Source organism: Wolbachia endosymbiont (group B) of Philonthus cognatus, from assembly GCF_947179345.1.
Lineage (GTDB): Bacteria > Pseudomonadota > Alphaproteobacteria > Rickettsiales > Anaplasmataceae > Wolbachia.
Genome location: NZ_CAMXBG010000002.1, coordinates 331701 through 346116, shown reverse-complemented (window position 1 = coordinate 346116; position 14416 = coordinate 331701). Strand labels below are relative to the sequence as shown.

The window sequence follows — 14416 nt, the reverse complement described above, 5'->3', positions numbered from 1 at the left end:
TCCAAATATCCTATACTCTTCTTTTTTTCCTTAGTCTACACCCATTATGAGGTATCGCCGTTTTATCTGCAATTGAAGTGACAGTCAATCCACAATTCCTAAGTGCTTTAACTGCAGCTTCTGCACCAAAACCAGGACCACGAATTATTACAGAAACAACCTTCATACCAAATCTCTCTATTACTTTCTTCGCAGCAGAATCGGCAACCTTACCTGCAGCATAAGGTGTGGATTTTCTCGAACCAGAAAAACCACATGCACCAACAGAAGTCTGGTAAAGCGTATTACCACAAACATCAGTCACATTTACAAAAGTATTATTAAAAGTTGCACGAATATGGACAATACCAGTAATAGAACTTTTTCTATTCTTACCAACCGTTTTAACTTTTTTCATAAAAACTCACGATAATAACAAATTTTATTTTTTTCCAGCAATAGGCAATTTAGATCTGCCTTTACGAGTTTTAGCATTAGTATGGGTTCTTTGTCCCCTCACAGGCAAACCTTTTCTATGCCTTAATCCTCTATAGCAACCGATTTCTATTAAAGATTTTATATCCATAGCCACTTTTTTTCTGAGCTCACCCTCTATGACATATTTTTGCCTAATAAAACTACTAATTTTCTCTATATCTTCATCTTGTAATTCTGAAACACGCTTACGCTCATCAATTTTACAGCTACGACAAATTATATTCGCAGTAGTAATACCTATACCATGTATATAAGTTAATGCAAAAGGAATACACTTCTTCACCGGAACATTTATGCCTGCAATACGTGCCACTGATACCTCGATACTTTATTAATAATAACTCTTAATTTATACCATAAAACAACTTATAGTCAAATCAAATTACAAGAAATTTTACTTTCAATCTCTTGCATTACTCTATCAACACTCAAATTAGCGTTAATTGTTAACAACTTGTCCTTATAATACTCGCGCAAACCCTTTATCTGAGAATGATATTCTCTTATCCTCTTATTAATTGCAAGCATATTAGCATCATCAATTCTCTTCTCCAATCTCGTACTTTTACATTTAGCACAAGTAGTATTCTTAAAAGAAGATATACTATATATACTTTTACAATCCAAACAAGTAAGACGATCTTTTAATCTATCAATTGCAATATTATCGTCAAGCTGCAACTCAATTACAAGATCAACATCCCTATTGCATCTTTTTTGCAAAACTTGAGTTAAAAAATGAGCTTGATTTAAATTTCTTGGAAAACCATCTAACAAAAAATCACCATCTATTAATGCAAGCTGGTCACACAATAATTTACATATAACTTCATCTTGAATTAAATTACCAGATTCAACAGTATCCTTTATTCCTTTACCTAATTTACTCCCACTAGATATAATATTCCTTAATAAATCTCCTACTGAAACTAATTTAAAATTATACTTTGCTATTAACAAACTGGACTGAGTACCCTTACCAGAGCCAGGAGGACCAAAAATTGTAATAATCACTTTAGTCTCCTTGTTTTAGACTCATATTTCTTTATCCAACTATCGTACCTATTTGAAAAAACATAAGATTGTACTTGCATAATAGTATCAGTAATAACGTTAACTATAATCAGCAAGCTCGTCCCACCAAAAATAAATGGTATATCATAATGATACCTCATAATTTCAGGTATAGTACATATTACCACCAAATACGCAGACCCAATAAATGTTAATTTAAAAACTATATCTTGAAGATAATCAGAAGTATGTTTTCCAGGCCCTCTACCAGGAATAAAACCACCATTTTTCCTAAGAAAATCAGCATTTTCCTCTGGATTAAATATAAAATTGGTATAGAAAAAATTAAAAAGTACTATGAGTATTAAGTAAGTTATAATGTACATCACTTTATTTGCCATAAAGTAGTTTAAAATAAAATCAGCAATGGCATGACCTTTATAGAAATTTGCAATTGAAATAGGCGTTAATAGAATTGCGTTAGCAAAAATAGTTGGTATTACACCAGATAAATTGATCTTCAATGGAATGTAAGTAAAATCATCATTATGTAATTTTTTAAACTGTTTTTTGGGATATTGAACAATTACCTTTCTATAAGAAGATTCTGTAAAAATGACTAAAAGGAGCAGTAAAAAAAACAATGCTATAACAAAAAGGGTAATGAAAAACGACATACTACCATTTTTATTTAATGTTAGCAGAGATGATAAAGCATTATGTAATTCAGATGTTATGCCAGTAAAAATGATTAATGAGATACCATTGCCTATACCGCTCACACTGATCCGCTCACCAAGCCATATTAAAAATATAGTTCCACCTAAAAGGCTAAAGACACCTATAGTACGAAACATAATACCAGGTTCAACTACAACTAATACCCCTTCCCTATTCATTCTTTCTAACCCTATTAAGATCGTAATTGATTGAAAGATACAAAACACTATAGTCATATAGCGTATATAAGAGTTCATCTTTCGACGTCCTAACTCTCCTTCATTTTTAATTTCATTGATTCCTTTAACGGCAGAAGATAATAATTGCATAACTATGGATGCAACTATGTATGGCATAACGTTTAACGCCAAGATCGTCATTCTAGCTAAAGCGCCACCAGAAAATAAATTAAATACTCCAAAAACACCAGAACTCTCTTTTGGAAATATATCATTGATTATATCAAGATTAACTCCAGGAATAGGAACATAAGTACCTAAACGATAACAAACTAAAGCCATTAGCGTAAAAAATATACGCTTTAGTAAATCACTTTTATATAACAACGTAGAATCCAAACTATTAAATGCAAATTTACTGCTCATGATTTACGATAGTATTTCTACACTACCACCAACTGAAGCTACAGATCTTTTTGCAGCTTCTGATGCAAAATCAACATGAAACACAAATTTTTCGCTTAATTTACCCTTATTAAGAAGTTTGATTTTACTTTTAACAGATCTGATAAAACCTAATTTATGCAGTAGCTCCTTATCTATGATAGAATCCTTGACTATTTTTTTAGCTTCCATTAAGCACTGTACATCACCAACATTAAATATAGAGTATAAGTTTTTGCGTATAGGCTTAAAACCTCTTTTAGGTAAACGAGTATATATAGACTGCTGTCCACCTTCAAAACCATTTATAGAAACGCCACTTCTCGCTTTTTGCCCTTTATGACCCCTACCGGATGTTTTACCTTTACCACAACCAATACCTCTACCTAATAATTTAGGCTTCTTTTTCTTAGATAATTTGGTAAACACAGAATTTAATTTTACAGCATCATTCATACTTTACCTATTTCCAACTATCTCACTAATCTTTTTACCCCTCTTACTTGCCACTTGGCGAGGAGATAACATAACATCAAAAGCCTTAAATACTGCACATATAATATTATGGGGATCATTTGATCTAGTAGACTTAGCTACCACATCCTTTATACCTAATACCTCAAAAACCGACCTCATTGCTCCACCAGCAATAATACCTGTTCCAGTTCTTGCAGCTCTTAAAACTATCTCACCAGAACAAAATTTAGCTTTAATATCATGATGTAAAGTTCTACCTTCACGTAAGTGCACCCTAATCATCGACTTCTTTGCAGCATTTACAGCTTTCACTCTTGCTTCAGCAACCTCTGCGTGTTTACCTATTCCACATCCTACCCTACCCTTACCATCACCAACAACAACCAAAGTTGAAAATGAAAATCTTCTACCACCTTTAGTAACCGTTGTTACCCTTCGCACTGAAACCAAAAGTTCTGATAAATCATTATTATTTTGTAAATTCTTTACAGCCATATTTAAAACCTTCTAAAATTTAAATCCAGAGCTTCTTAAAGCCTCAGCAAATTGAGAAATCAATCCTGTATACTTATATGCTCCCCGATCAAAGACGAACCGCTGCTGCAATTTTGTACTAGGCAGACGCTCAATCACTAAAGAAGAAACCTGTTTTATAGTTTCAGCATTGACCCTACCTTTACATACATTCCTAATTTTATCATCCAAAGTAGAAGCAGAAGCTAGGGTTATTCCTTTTGCATCGTTAATCAACTGAACGTAAAAATGTTTATTAGACTTAAATACGGATATACGTAAACGTCCAGCGCTCTTATCGAGCTTCGCTCTATTACGAAGTTTCCTTTTTTCATAGCTACTTAAAAAATTATACAATCTTTTCATTTTAATTACTTCTTTTTATTTACAATCTTACGCAGCATAAATTTGCCTTTTATTACAATACCCTTACCTTTATAAGGATCATATTTTCTAATTTTGCATATATCAGAAGCCACCATATAGACTTTTTGCTTATCCATACCGCGAATCACTAAATGAGTTGGCTTTATACACTTAATCTCAACGTCTTTAGGCACTTTATACTTAATATTATGACTATAACCAAGATATAAAGTCAAATACTTATCATCACATTCTGCTTTATACCCCACACCATTAATCTCAAGATCAACAGAAAAATCATTAACCATACCGTTAATCATGTTATTAATATTACTTCTATAAGTGCCCCATATAGATTTTATTTTATCATAATCATCCCTGCCTTGATCAACAGAAAGTAACAATTGATTATCAACTATCTGACACAGAATGCCACTACACAAGTTCAGCTCTTTTTCTGCCCTAACACTTCTTATTAATACCCTACCATCATTATATTCAACTGAAAGATCAGCAGGAATATTGATAGGTGCGGCACCTATACGAGACATACATTTCTCCTATCATTTAAAATACACGACACAAAACTTCTCCACCAACTTTTAATCTACGTGCATTATAATCGGTCATCACTCCTTTCGGTGTAGATATAATAAAAATTCCAAGACCATTATATGCTTTAGAAATGTCCTTACACTTAGAATAATAACGACAACCGGGCTTTGATACCCTAGCTATATCATTAATCACAGGTGATTTATCATAATACTTCAACTGCACAACAAGCGAAGGGATACTACCTCTCTCTTGCTTTTCATAATTAAGAATATACCCTTCCTCTTTTAAGATCTTCAATATAGAAGAATTCACTTTAGAGAATAGGACTCTTGTTTCCCTATGCATTGCCAATTGAGCATTACGTATTCTTGTTAAAAAATCACCAATACCATCAGATAACGACACTATTACACTCCTTATATCACATTTACCAACTAGATTTTGTAACCCCTGGAACTTGTCCAAAAGAACACAAATCACGTAAAACAATCCTACATAAACCAAATTTTCTATATACTCCTCTCGGCCTACCAGTTAAAGCGCATCTATTCCTAATTCTGATTTTAGAAGAATCTCTAGGCAATTTTTTAATCAGCTTACTTTGAGCTGCAAACCTTTTTGCAATAGATAAATCCTTATTATTCATTATAGATTTTAATTCTTCCCTTCTCTTACTATACTGATCGCATAACTTTATTCTACGAAGATTCTTCTGTATCATGGATTTTTTTGCCATATATATTTTCTCTCAATTATCAAAAAAAGGGAATTTAAGAGCCAGTAATAATTCCTTTGCTTCCTTATCACTAACTGCACTTGTTATAATATTAATATCCATACCTCTAATTTTACTTATTTTATCATAGTCTATTTCTAAAAATGATATATGCTCCTTGATACCAAGGGAAAAATTACCATGACCATCAAATTGCTTCACACTAAACCCTCTAAAATCTTTTTCCCTTGGCAAAGCAATATATATTAATCTTTCTAAGAATTCATACATTTTATTTCTACGCAAAGTCACTTTACAACCTACAGTTGCACCTTTTCTAATTTTGAAACCAGAAATAGATTTTTTTGCAAAGGTTAACACAGGCTTTTGCCCAGCAATCAAATGTAGATTATCAAATGGCTCATTTATCGCTTTATTGTCCGTAGCAGCATCTCCAACGCCCATATTGATACACACCTTGACAAGTTTAGGCACTTGCATTACATTGCCGTAATTAAACTTATCCTTTAAGGATTTTACTATATTATCTTTATACAATTGTTTAAACATATCAACCTAATCTATCACTTCTCCAGAAACTTTTGCAAAACGCACTTTTCTACCATCTATAATCTTAAATCCTACTTTAGTTGGAGTTTTACACTTAGGATCCAATATTGCAACATTGGATACATCAATAGCTAACTCTTTATTCAATATACCACCACCACCAGCTCTTGGTTTAGTATGTCTCTTACACACATTTACGCCAGAAACAACTACTTTCTTTTTAGCATCACGTATTATAACTTTGATTACCTTACCAATTTTTCTCTTATCTTTACCAGTTAAAACTATAATATCATCACCACTTTTTATTTTAGCACTCATTATAAAACCTCATCAGCTAATGACATTATTTTCATAAAAGAACCAGATAATAACTTTTTTACTGGACCAAACACCCGAGTGCCAAGTGGTTCACCTTGATCATTAATTAAAACCACAGCATTGCTAGAAAAACGAATTACAGAACCATCAGATTTCTTAACACTATTTTTTACTCTAACAACAACTGCTTTATACACTTTTCCTTTTTCAACTTTACCTTTTGGGTTAATGGACTTAGTAGATATAATAATCGTATCACCTACAGATGCAGATTTCCTACCACCTAACAAGCCAATACAAAGCACTGCACGCGCACCAGAATTATCAGCTACTTCTAACAATGTATTTTTTTGAATCATATAAATACCTATTCCTTTTTAGCTATTGATAACAACCCATTTTTTAGTAACAGAAATAGGCTTATGTTCCTTTATTAAAACCCTATCTCCCTTTTTGCAACTATTATTCTCATCATGTGCTGTATACTTCTTGTATTTTTTAATAACTTTTTTATACAGCCTATCCTTATACACTTGTAACACCGAAACCTTTACAGTCTTATCAGACTCAGCATTAGTTACGACACCACAAAAAACCTTCTTAGGCATTTTTCCCCTCTCTCTTTCTTCTATTTAATACAGTTAGACTACGAGCTATGCTCTTTCTTATTAAGCTAAAACGCGAAAAATTGTTGCACTGGCCCAGCTTTTTTTGAAAAGCCAAATTAACAAATTCTTTCCTAAAACTCACAAGAACTTCATGCAATTCTTTTGAAGATTTTGATTCAATTTCAACTATATCCATTGCAACTCCATTCAATTATGATTAGATATAAATTTACACTTCATAGGAAGCTTGGCAGTCGCCTTTTCAAGTGCCAACCTTGCTAAATGCATGGGAACATCACTGCTAATTTCAAACAAAACCCTGCCAGGCTTAGCTTTAAACACCCAAAATTCAACACTACCTTTCCCTTTACCCATACGTACATCTGCCGGCTTTTTACTAACCGGGGTATCAGGAAAAATTCTTATCCACACTTTACCAGAGCGTTTTAACGTTCTAGATATTACGCGCCTTGCAGTTTCAATATGCTTAGACTGAACCTTACCTACTTCCATAGCTTTTAATCCATAATCTCCAAAAGACAGCGTGCTACCACCCTTAGCATTACCCTTGATTCTCCCCTTAAATACCTTTTTATATTTACTCTTTTTGGGAACAAACATTTCAATATACCTTAACTACCAACATAAACCCAAACTTTAACTCCTATAATACCACATATAGTCTTCGCTTCACAAAAAGCATAATCTATATTAGCACGCAAAGTGTGTAAAGGCAAACGACCTTCTTTGTACCATTCAGTACGAGCTATTTCAGCTCCGCCAAGACGCCCAGAGCAACTTACTTTAATACCCTCAGCACCCATCTTCAAACAATTTTGAATAGCTTTTTTCATCGCTCTTCTACATGAAATCCTTTTTTCTAGCTGATGTGTAATACTCCTTGATATTAAAACTGCATCTATTTCAGACTTTTTAACTCCTACTACATTCACTTCGACACTACTTTCTACTTTTTTAGCTATTTTTTGCTTTATCTTCTCAACATCTAAACCTTTCTTACCTATTATAACTCCAGGCTTAGAAGAATGTATTATTACAGACACTAAATTAACTTTACGCTCTACAATTACTTTAGAAATACCAGCATGCTTAAAGGATTCATTTATATAACTGCGAATAAATAGATCGTGATGCAATTTCTGTTTATAATCGTCTGTAGCAAACCAAACAGAATCCCAGGTATTACTATTTACTCGTAATCTAAATACTTTAGGATTAACCTTCTGTCCCATATTTTTACACTTTCCCTATTAACTTTCCATTTCTATAAATCATACAATTTCTTTCAATTTTATAGTAATATTACTATAAAATTTACTCATTCTATTAGCCCTACCCATAGCTTTTGGATATACTCTACGCAAAGTAAGGGACTTACCTATTAAAATTTCCTTTATATATAAATTATCAATGTTCAATCCATAATTATTTTGAGCATTAGCAATTGCAGAATTCAACACCTTCATTATAAAACTAGCAGCTTTTTTTTCACAAAATCTTAATTGTACATTAGCAAAAGAAACTTTTTTATTACGTACTAAATCAGCAACCAAATTCAATTTGCGAGGAGTCGATCTTAAAACCCTAGAACCAGCCTCAACTATTATATCCCTATTTTTCATATCAATTACCTATCTTCTTGTTGCCTTTTTATCACCACCGTGCCCAGTAAATTTACGAGTAGGTGAAAATTCACCAAATTTATGACCTATCATATTCTGATTATCAACACTAACAGGAATGTAATCTTTACCATTATAAACAGCAAACTTTAAACCCAAAAAATTAGGAAGAATTACAGAAGCCCTGGAATGAATTTTTATCACCTTATTAATAGAATCCTCTTTTGAAGCCCTCTGAACTAATCTTAGTACAGATGGATGTAAAAAAGGTGGTTTCCATACAGATCTACTCATAAATTAACCTTTCAATTTTTTTATATACTTATCACTAGATTTATTTTTTTTCCTAGTTTTCTTTCCTTTTGTTGCAACACCCCAAGGAGTAACAGGATGACGACCGCCAGAAGTTTTTCCCTCTCCACCTCCATGAGGGTGATCAATCGGATTCATTGCAACTCCACGCACAGCAGGTCTAATTCCAAGCCACCTACTTCTCCCAGCCTTACCCAACTTTCTATTCTTATGATCAAGATTAGACACTACACCAATAGTAGCTTTACAAGAAGATAAAATCAACCTAACTTGACCAGATCTAAGCCGCAATAAAACATACTGACCATCACGACCAACAATTTGTGCACAACAACCCGCAGCTCTAGCAATTACAGCACCACCACCTGGCTTCAATTCAACGTTATGAACAAAAGAACCAACAGGTATATATTTCAACAACAAACAATTACCTGGCAGAATATCAGCATCATCTCCAGCTGTCACAACATCACCAGGCTTCATACCTTGAGGAGCTAATATATAAGATTTAATATCATCTTCCTTATATGATATTAATGCTAAAAACCCACTTCTATTTGGATCATACTCTATTTTCTCAACTATACCTTGATCACTTCTATTACGTTTAAAATCTATAACTCTATACTTCTTCTTGTGACCACCACCCCTGTGACGAGTTGTAATTCTACCATGATTATTTCTTCCACCACTGGATTTCTTACCAAATACAAGAGACTTCTCTGGCTTATCTTTTGATAAACCAATTTTACTTATTAATATAGTCCCACGAGAAGACGGAGTAACAGGATTAAAAAATTTCATACCCATATTAAACGCTCATTATATCTAATTTTTGACCATCTATCAAAGAAAAATAAACCTTTTTTCTCTGTTTTTTACAACCAATCACACCCCTGAAACGTCTATATTTAGGTTTAACTCTAATAACATTTATAGAAGAAGTTCTGACATTAAATAAAGACTCTATTGCCGATTTTATTTGACGCTTATTTACATTTACAGAAACATACAAAGAGTATTTATTAAACTTCTCTCTTAAAAGAGAAGCCTTTTCTGTGATTACAGGAGATTTTATTATATTATTATATTTAATCATAACAATCTACCTTCAAGATGCTTTAAAGTGTCTTTTGTTAACATCACGCATTCATGATTCAATATATCAAAAACATTTAACCCAATAGGTTTGATTAAATCTACATAATGCAAATTTTTAGCAGCACGTAACAAATCATCTCCATAATCACCAACTATTAAAAAAGAAGAAAATTTAAAATTTTTAATATATTCACACATTTTAGATGTTTTCTTCACATCAACATCTAAACTATCAAGAACAATAACTTGATTATTTAAATATTTTAGAGATAAAGCAATTTTCAAACCAAATTTACGTACTTTTTTATTAAGAGAATAAGCATGACTCCTCACAACAGGACCAAAAATAATTCCACCACCTCTAAACTGAGGAGATCGCAAGCTCCCCTGTCTCGCCCTACCGGTACGTTTTTGACCATACGGCTTAGCTGTTGTACCAGAAACATTACTGATACCCTTTGTTTTATGAGCACCAACTCTTCTCTTTGCTAATTGCCATCTCACTATATCATGCAAAATACTCAATTTTTGCTTGGCAGAAAATATCAAGGGATTAAGCTCAACACTACCTACATTATTATTAGATAGATCAACTAATTCACATTCCATAACTAACTCACCAAATTATTAGCATCATCACTCATATTCAACAGCAGACCTGCTGGAAAAGGAACATCTTTATGTAAAGGCTTTTTAACTGCATCTCTCACAAAAACATAAGAGTTTTTAAACCCAGGAACATTATTACCCTTTACAGCAATTATGCTATTTTCATAATCAATGGATAATATTTTCATATTCTGTACAGTTACTCTGCTATTACCTAAATGACCAGCCATTTTCTTCCCCTTGAATACTCTACCAGGATCTTGACATTGACCAGTAGAACCTTGTGATCTATGAGCAATAGAAACACCATGAGATGCCCTAAGCCCACTGAAGTTATGCCGCTTCATCACACCAGCAAACCCTTTACCTAAAGAATAACCCGTAATGTCAAGATATTGACCAACTACAAAATGATTAACCCCCACCTTTTTACCACATTCTATTCCGAATAGATCAGTTAATCTACTTTCGTATAATTTACATTTACTATTTATACCCTTTTTCTTTAAATATTCCAACTGAGGTTTTGCTATTTTTTTTAAATCCCCCGTGCCTAAAATGACTGAATTGTAGCCACATTCATCTTGTCCTTTTATATCGATAATATAAGTTTCGCTGAGATGCAATAGGGTTACAGCCATGCGACTATTATCAAAATACATAGCAGTATGGCCAACATTCATCATTAACAAACCAATTCTCCTAAGCGAATTTATTCTCTTCATTTTCTTTTCCTAAATATTAACCTTCCTTAACCTTTAAATCCACTTCTACACCAGCAGAAAAAGATAAATCTGCAAGCATCTGCATCATAGTAGGAGTAGGATTATGTACAATAATTAACCGCTTGGAAATTCTCATTTCAAATTGCTCACGAGATTTTTTATCAACATGAGGAGACCTATTAACAGTAAATTTAGAATCTTTTCTTGGCAACGCAATCGGACCAGATAAATCTGCATTAAACTGCTTTAATTGATCAATAAACTCGCGAATACACTTTTCCAGCAAGGAACAATCGAAAGCTTTGATTTTAATATATATATCTTGCTTCATCTTAGTTATTATACTCATTCTAAAATTTCCGAAACAACGCCAGAACCAACAGTTCTACCACCTTCTCTTATCGCAAAACGTAATCCTTTATCCATTGCTATTGGTACTTTCAACTCCACTTCTATACTTACATTGTCCCCTGGCATTACCATCTCCTTTCCATCTAGCAATTTTATGCTCCCAGTTACATCCGTTGTCCTTAAATAAAACTGTGGCTGATAATTTCCAAAAAATGGTGTATGCCTTCCTCCTTCTTCTTTCTTCAATATATACACCTCCGCATTAAATTTCTTATGCGGGGTTATTGTCCCTGGTTTTGCCAATACTTGCCCTCTCTCCACTTCTTCTCTCTTTGTTCCTCTTAGTAGTATTCCCACATTGAGTCCTGCACTTCCCTTATCTAGCAACTTCTTAAACATCTCAACACCAGTACATATCGTCTTTTGCGTCGCTTTCAGACCTATTATCTCTATCTCATCCCCTGTCTTTATCTCCCCCTTCTCTATTCTTCCTGTTACTACCGTTCCTCGGCCCGATATTGAAAATACATCTTCTATTGGCAATAAAAACGGCAAATCTATAGGCCTTTCAGGTGCTACCACATACTCATCTAACTTCTCCATCAATTTATCTATTGATTTCTTTCCATACTCACTACTATCATCCTCTAATGCTTTTAACGCAGACCCAACTATCACAGGCACTTCATCACCTGGAAATTTATACTTACTCAGCAACTCTCTCACTTCCATTTCCACCAAATCTATCATATCAGCATCAGCAACATCAGCTTTATTTATATATACCACGATATATCCAACACCCACCTGTTTTGCCAGCAATATATGCTCTCTCGTTTGTGGCATCGGCCCATCAACCCCTGAGACTACCAATATCGCTGCATCCATCTGTGCTGCACCTACTATCATATTCTTTACATAATCAGCATGTCCAGGGCAATCAACGTGTGCATAGTGTCTCTTTTCTGTTTGATATTCAACATGCGCTGTTGCTATTGTTATCCCTCTCTTTCTTTCTTCTGGCGCTTTATCTATTTGATCATATGCTACAAAATTACCATAATGCTTTGTTATCGCCGCTGTTAACGTTGTCTTCCCATGATCCACATGTCCTATCGTTCCCACGTTTACATGCGGCTTTCCAAATGCTTCTACTATCGCTGTCATAATTTTAACTCTTCTACCTAAAATACAAATACATCAACAAATAATATGTTGATTTTATATAAATACAACAAAAAAAGAGCGGATAGTGGGAATCGAACCCACGTCACTAGCTTGGAAGGCTAGAGCTCTACCATTGAGCTATACCCGCACAATGGAGGAGGTAGGATTCGAACCTACGTACGCAATGCGGACAGATTTACAGTCTGTTACCTTTAACCACTCGGTCACTCCTCCACAAAAATCTGTTAAGAGAACACTACCTTAACTTAAGTTTTATTATTCCTAATATTAAACATCCAAATCCAAAAGATCAAGTAATAAAAGCTAATCTAACTGATTTCAGTTAGATTTTACTTTTATATAACAAAATATTGTCAATAAAACGCCCAAACAAGTAATGTGAATCATGTGTACCTGGCGCTTCTTCTGGATGGTATTGAGTAGAAAAGACTGGGTAATCCTTCATCATTATCCCCTCTACACTATTATCAAATAGAGAAATATGAGTAACTTCAACGTTACTTGGAAGAGAAGCTGAATCAACAACAAAACCATGATTTTGGCTAGTTATCTCAACTTTTTTACTCTCCAGATCATAAACTGGATGATTACTCCCTCGATGACCAATATCCATCTTGACAGTCTTTGCTCCCAAAGTAACTGCAAGTAATTGATGGCCCAGGCATATGCCAAAAACTGGTATTTTAGATTTCACAATAATTTCTATTTCTGAAATTACACTCTCTCCTATCTCTTGTGGATCACCAGGGCCATTTGAAAGCACTATACCATCTGGATTCATGCTTAATATTTTGTGAGCAAAACCTGTATCTGGTTTGACTAATTCAACCGTACAATCAAGTTCTACTAAGCGTGAGATTATACTATTTTTTATACCGAAATCAACAATTACAATCCTATATTTTGCATTAAGAGCGCTTTGAAAGTTATTACTTAAACTGACTTTCTTAGTTATTTCTATTCCATTTACAGATTTGTATTTCTTCAATTCATCTAATATATGTGCCTCACTTGACGGACATATCATTCCATTTTGAGATCCATGTTTTCTCAAATATCTCGTCAAAGCTCTAGTATCAATTCCCGATATCCCAACTACATTATTTTTCTCCAACCAATCATTTAAACTAATATATGAAGAAGAGTGAGACATAGGAGAAAGTTCACGCATAACCACACCACTTGCAAAAACTTTTTCTCCTTCATTATCTTTGTGATTTATTCCAACATTACCAATATGAGGAAAAGTGAACGCTATTATTTGATCAGCAAAAGAAGGATCTGTTATAGTATGCTGATAACCTGTCATACCAGTGGTAAAACAAACTTCACCTATACATTTGCCTCTTTTACCTACCGATTTTCCCAAAAAGCACTTGCCATCTTGTAAAACTAAAGCTGCATCCTGCATTTAATTCTCTCAACTCATTTAAAATATTATATAAGAATTTTAAATTACAAGTAAGCAAATACTAAACTTCCCTTTAAGTTTATATAAAATTCAAAATTATAAGTAGCTTTCTTT

Annotated in this window: 26 protein-coding genes and 2 tRNA genes; all 28 read right to left on the bottom strand. The window is 33.5% G+C overall.

Annotation, left to right across the window (positions count from 1 at the left end):
• Window positions 1-10 precede the first annotated feature (10 nt).
• The 28 genes from rpsK to carA all read right to left on the bottom strand — a co-directional run bounded on the left by rpsK (window position 11) and on the right by carA (window position 14302).
• The gene (gene rpsK, locus ONG78_RS03630) at window positions 11-397 is read right to left on the bottom strand and encodes a 30S ribosomal protein S11 (protein ID WP_264377683.1); all 387 of its coding nucleotides are present in this window, start codon (window positions 395-397) and stop codon (window positions 11-13) included.
• A gap of 24 nt (window positions 398-421) precedes the next feature.
• Window positions 422-790, bottom strand: coding sequence for a 30S ribosomal protein S13 (gene rpsM / locus ONG78_RS03625; protein WP_010404723.1), 369 nt, complete (start codon window positions 788-790; stop codon window positions 422-424).
• A gap of 59 nt (window positions 791-849) precedes the next feature.
• Window positions 850-1491, bottom strand: a complete 642-nt coding sequence (locus tag ONG78_RS03620; protein ID WP_264377682.1) for an adenylate kinase family protein — start codon at window positions 1489-1491, stop codon at window positions 850-852.
• Window positions 1488-2816, bottom strand: a complete 1329-nt coding sequence (gene secY / locus ONG78_RS03615; RefSeq protein WP_010404717.1) for a preprotein translocase subunit SecY — start codon at window positions 2814-2816, stop codon at window positions 1488-1490. The genes ONG78_RS03620 and secY overlap by 4 nt, the downstream gene beginning before the upstream one ends.
• 3 nt (window positions 2817-2819) lie before the next feature.
• Window positions 2820-3290, bottom strand: a complete 471-nt coding sequence (rplO, locus tag ONG78_RS03610; RefSeq protein ID WP_006012263.1) for a 50S ribosomal protein L15 — start codon at window positions 3288-3290, stop codon at window positions 2820-2822.
• Window positions 3291-3293: 3 nt separating this feature from the next.
• Window positions 3294-3806, bottom strand: coding sequence for a 30S ribosomal protein S5 (gene rpsE / locus ONG78_RS03605; protein ID WP_264377681.1), 513 nt, complete (start codon window positions 3804-3806; stop codon window positions 3294-3296).
• Between the two features lie 12 nt (window positions 3807-3818).
• Window positions 3819-4190, bottom strand: coding sequence for a 50S ribosomal protein L18 (rplR, locus tag ONG78_RS03600; protein WP_264377680.1), 372 nt, complete (start codon window positions 4188-4190; stop codon window positions 3819-3821).
• Window positions 4191-4195: 5 nt separating this feature from the next.
• Complete coding sequence (rplF, locus tag ONG78_RS03595) at window positions 4196-4741, bottom strand: 50S ribosomal protein L6 (protein WP_264374632.1); 546 nt, start codon at window positions 4739-4741, stop codon at window positions 4196-4198.
• Window positions 4742-4757: 16 nt separating this feature from the next.
• A complete protein-coding gene (gene rpsH, locus ONG78_RS03590) occupies window positions 4758-5153 on the bottom strand; it encodes a 30S ribosomal protein S8 (RefSeq protein ID WP_264374631.1) in 396 nt (131 codons plus the stop codon).
• 22 nt (window positions 5154-5175) lie between these two features.
• The gene (rpsN, locus tag ONG78_RS03585) at window positions 5176-5484 is read right to left on the bottom strand and encodes a 30S ribosomal protein S14 (protein ID WP_264374630.1); all 309 of its coding nucleotides are present in this window, start codon (window positions 5482-5484) and stop codon (window positions 5176-5178) included.
• 12 nt (window positions 5485-5496) lie between these two features.
• Entirely contained in the window at window positions 5497-6033 is a 537-nt protein-coding gene (gene rplE, locus ONG78_RS03580) for a 50S ribosomal protein L5 (protein ID WP_264374629.1), read from the bottom strand.
• A gap of 6 nt (window positions 6034-6039) precedes the next feature.
• Entirely contained in the window at window positions 6040-6354 is a 315-nt protein-coding gene (gene rplX / locus ONG78_RS03575) for a 50S ribosomal protein L24 (protein WP_405197776.1), read from the bottom strand.
• The gene (gene rplN, locus ONG78_RS03570; RefSeq protein ID WP_007302542.1) at window positions 6354-6713 is read right to left on the bottom strand and encodes a 50S ribosomal protein L14; all 360 of its coding nucleotides are present in this window, start codon (window positions 6711-6713) and stop codon (window positions 6354-6356) included. The genes rplX and rplN overlap by 1 nt, the downstream gene beginning before the upstream one ends.
• A gap of 18 nt (window positions 6714-6731) precedes the next feature.
• Window positions 6732-6962 carry a 30S ribosomal protein S17 gene (gene rpsQ / locus ONG78_RS03565; protein WP_264374628.1) on the bottom strand — a complete coding sequence of 77 codons (231 nt, stop codon included), beginning with the start codon at window positions 6960-6962 and terminating at the stop codon, window positions 6732-6734.
• Window positions 6955-7158, bottom strand: a complete 204-nt coding sequence (gene rpmC, locus ONG78_RS03560; protein ID WP_264374627.1) for a 50S ribosomal protein L29 — start codon at window positions 7156-7158, stop codon at window positions 6955-6957. Before rpmC ends, rpsQ begins: the two co-directional genes overlap by 8 nt.
• Before the next feature lie 11 nt (window positions 7159-7169).
• Window positions 7170-7583, bottom strand: coding sequence for a 50S ribosomal protein L16 (gene rplP, locus ONG78_RS03555; RefSeq protein WP_006012233.1), 414 nt, complete (start codon window positions 7581-7583; stop codon window positions 7170-7172).
• 11 nt (window positions 7584-7594) lie between these two features.
• Entirely contained in the window at window positions 7595-8215 is a 621-nt protein-coding gene (gene rpsC / locus ONG78_RS03550) for a 30S ribosomal protein S3 (protein WP_264374626.1), read from the bottom strand.
• A gap of 39 nt (window positions 8216-8254) precedes the next feature.
• Window positions 8255-8605 (bottom strand): 50S ribosomal protein L22, encoded by a 351-nt coding sequence (gene rplV, locus ONG78_RS03545; RefSeq protein WP_264374625.1) that lies wholly within the window; start codon window positions 8603-8605, stop codon window positions 8255-8257.
• A gap of 9 nt (window positions 8606-8614) precedes the next feature.
• On the bottom strand, window positions 8615-8899 hold the full coding sequence (gene rpsS, locus ONG78_RS03540; protein WP_264377679.1) for a 30S ribosomal protein S19: 285 nt from the start codon (window positions 8897-8899) through the stop codon (window positions 8615-8617).
• Window positions 8900-8902: 3 nt separating this feature from the next.
• Entirely contained in the window at window positions 8903-9727 is an 825-nt protein-coding gene (gene rplB, locus ONG78_RS03535; protein WP_264374623.1) for a 50S ribosomal protein L2, read from the bottom strand.
• A 1-nt stretch (window position 9728) separates the two neighbouring features.
• The gene (locus ONG78_RS03530) at window positions 9729-10016 is read right to left on the bottom strand and encodes a 50S ribosomal protein L23 (protein WP_264377678.1); all 288 of its coding nucleotides are present in this window, start codon (window positions 10014-10016) and stop codon (window positions 9729-9731) included.
• Entirely contained in the window at window positions 10013-10627 is a 615-nt protein-coding gene (gene rplD / locus ONG78_RS03525; RefSeq protein ID WP_264377677.1) for a 50S ribosomal protein L4, read from the bottom strand. The genes ONG78_RS03530 and rplD overlap by 4 nt, the downstream gene beginning before the upstream one ends.
• 2 nt (window positions 10628-10629) lie before the next feature.
• Window positions 10630-11352 (bottom strand): 50S ribosomal protein L3, encoded by a 723-nt coding sequence (gene rplC / locus ONG78_RS03520; protein WP_264377676.1) that lies wholly within the window; start codon window positions 11350-11352, stop codon window positions 10630-10632.
• A 16-nt stretch (window positions 11353-11368) separates the two neighbouring features.
• Entirely contained in the window at window positions 11369-11683 is a 315-nt protein-coding gene (gene rpsJ, locus ONG78_RS03515; RefSeq protein ID WP_264378063.1) for a 30S ribosomal protein S10, read from the bottom strand.
• 14 nt (window positions 11684-11697) lie between these two features.
• The gene (gene tuf / locus ONG78_RS03510; protein WP_264374619.1) at window positions 11698-12870 is read right to left on the bottom strand and encodes an elongation factor Tu; all 1173 of its coding nucleotides are present in this window, start codon (window positions 12868-12870) and stop codon (window positions 11698-11700) included.
• A 77-nt stretch (window positions 12871-12947) separates the two neighbouring features.
• Window positions 12948-13018, bottom strand: a tRNA-Gly gene (locus ONG78_RS03505).
• 4 nt (window positions 13019-13022) lie between these two features.
• Window positions 13023-13104, bottom strand: a tRNA-Tyr gene (locus tag ONG78_RS03500).
• 109 nt (window positions 13105-13213) lie between these two features.
• Window positions 13214-14302, bottom strand: coding sequence for a glutamine-hydrolyzing carbamoyl-phosphate synthase small subunit (gene carA, locus ONG78_RS03495; protein ID WP_010407192.1), 1089 nt, complete (start codon window positions 14300-14302; stop codon window positions 13214-13216).
• Between the last annotated feature and the right edge of the window lie 114 nt (window positions 14303-14416).

What these genes read in the sequence shown, in the direction of transcription:
- rpsK (WP_264377683.1), bottom strand. Translation starts at nt 397, where the DNA reads ATGAAAAAAGTTAAAACGGTTGGTAAGAATAGAAAAAGTTCTATTACT.
- secY (WP_010404717.1), bottom strand. Translation starts at nt 2,816, where the DNA reads ATGAGCAGTAAATTTGCATTTAATAGTTTGGATTCTACGTTGTTATAT.
- rplO (WP_006012263.1), bottom strand. Translation starts at nt 3,290, where the DNA reads ATGAATGATGCTGTAAAATTAAATTCTGTGTTTACCAAATTATCTAAG.
- rpsE (WP_264377681.1), bottom strand. Translation starts at nt 3,806, where the DNA reads ATGGCTGTAAAGAATTTACAAAATAATAATGATTTATCAGAACTTTTG.
- rplR (WP_264377680.1), bottom strand. Translation starts at nt 4,190, where the DNA reads ATGAAAAGATTGTATAATTTTTTAAGTAGCTATGAAAAAAGGAAACTT.
- rplF (WP_264374632.1), bottom strand. Translation starts at nt 4,741, where the DNA reads ATGTCTCGTATAGGTGCCGCACCTATCAATATTCCTGCTGATCTTTCA.
- rpsN (WP_264374630.1), bottom strand. Translation starts at nt 5,484, where the DNA reads ATGGCAAAAAAATCCATGATACAGAAGAATCTTCGTAGAATAAAGTTA.
- rplE (WP_264374629.1), bottom strand. Translation starts at nt 6,033, where the DNA reads ATGTTTAAACAATTGTATAAAGATAATATAGTAAAATCCTTAAAGGAT.
- rplX (WP_405197776.1), bottom strand. Translation starts at nt 6,354, where the DNA reads ATGAGTGCTAAAATAAAAAGTGGTGATGATATTATAGTTTTAACTGGT.
- rplN (WP_007302542.1), bottom strand. Translation starts at nt 6,713, where the DNA reads ATGATTCAAAAAAATACATTGTTAGAAGTAGCTGATAATTCTGGTGCG.
- rpsQ (WP_264374628.1), bottom strand. Translation starts at nt 6,962, where the DNA reads ATGCCTAAGAAGGTTTTTTGTGGTGTCGTAACTAATGCTGAGTCTGAT.
- rpmC (WP_264374627.1), bottom strand. Translation starts at nt 7,158, where the DNA reads ATGGATATAGTTGAAATTGAATCAAAATCTTCAAAAGAATTGCATGAA.
- rplP (WP_006012233.1), bottom strand. Translation starts at nt 7,583, where the DNA reads ATGTTTGTTCCCAAAAAGAGTAAATATAAAAAGGTATTTAAGGGGAGA.
- rpsC (WP_264374626.1), bottom strand. Translation starts at nt 8,215, where the DNA reads ATGGGACAGAAGGTTAATCCTAAAGTATTTAGATTACGAGTAAATAGT.
- rplV (WP_264374625.1), bottom strand. Translation starts at nt 8,605, where the DNA reads ATGAAAAATAGGGATATAATAGTTGAGGCTGGTTCTAGGGTTTTAAGA.
- rpsS (WP_264377679.1), bottom strand. Translation starts at nt 8,899, where the DNA reads ATGAGTAGATCTGTATGGAAACCACCTTTTTTACATCCATCTGTACTA.
- rplB (WP_264374623.1), bottom strand. Translation starts at nt 9,727, where the DNA reads ATGGGTATGAAATTTTTTAATCCTGTTACTCCGTCTTCTCGTGGGACT.
- ONG78_RS03530 (WP_264377678.1), bottom strand. Translation starts at nt 10,016, where the DNA reads ATGATTAAATATAATAATATAATAAAATCTCCTGTAATCACAGAAAAG.
- rplD (WP_264377677.1), bottom strand. Translation starts at nt 10,627, where the DNA reads ATGGAATGTGAATTAGTTGATCTATCTAATAATAATGTAGGTAGTGTT.
- rplC (WP_264377676.1), bottom strand. Translation starts at nt 11,352, where the DNA reads ATGAAGAGAATAAATTCGCTTAGGAGAATTGGTTTGTTAATGATGAAT.
- rpsJ (WP_264378063.1), bottom strand. Translation starts at nt 11,683, where the DNA reads ATGAAGCAAGATATATATATTAAAATCAAAGCTTTCGATTGTTCCTTG.
- tuf (WP_264374619.1), bottom strand. Translation starts at nt 12,870, where the DNA reads ATGACAGCGATAGTAGAAGCATTTGGAAAGCCGCATGTAAACGTGGGA.
- carA (WP_010407192.1), bottom strand. Translation starts at nt 14,302, where the DNA reads ATGCAGGATGCAGCTTTAGTTTTACAAGATGGCAAGTGCTTTTTGGGA.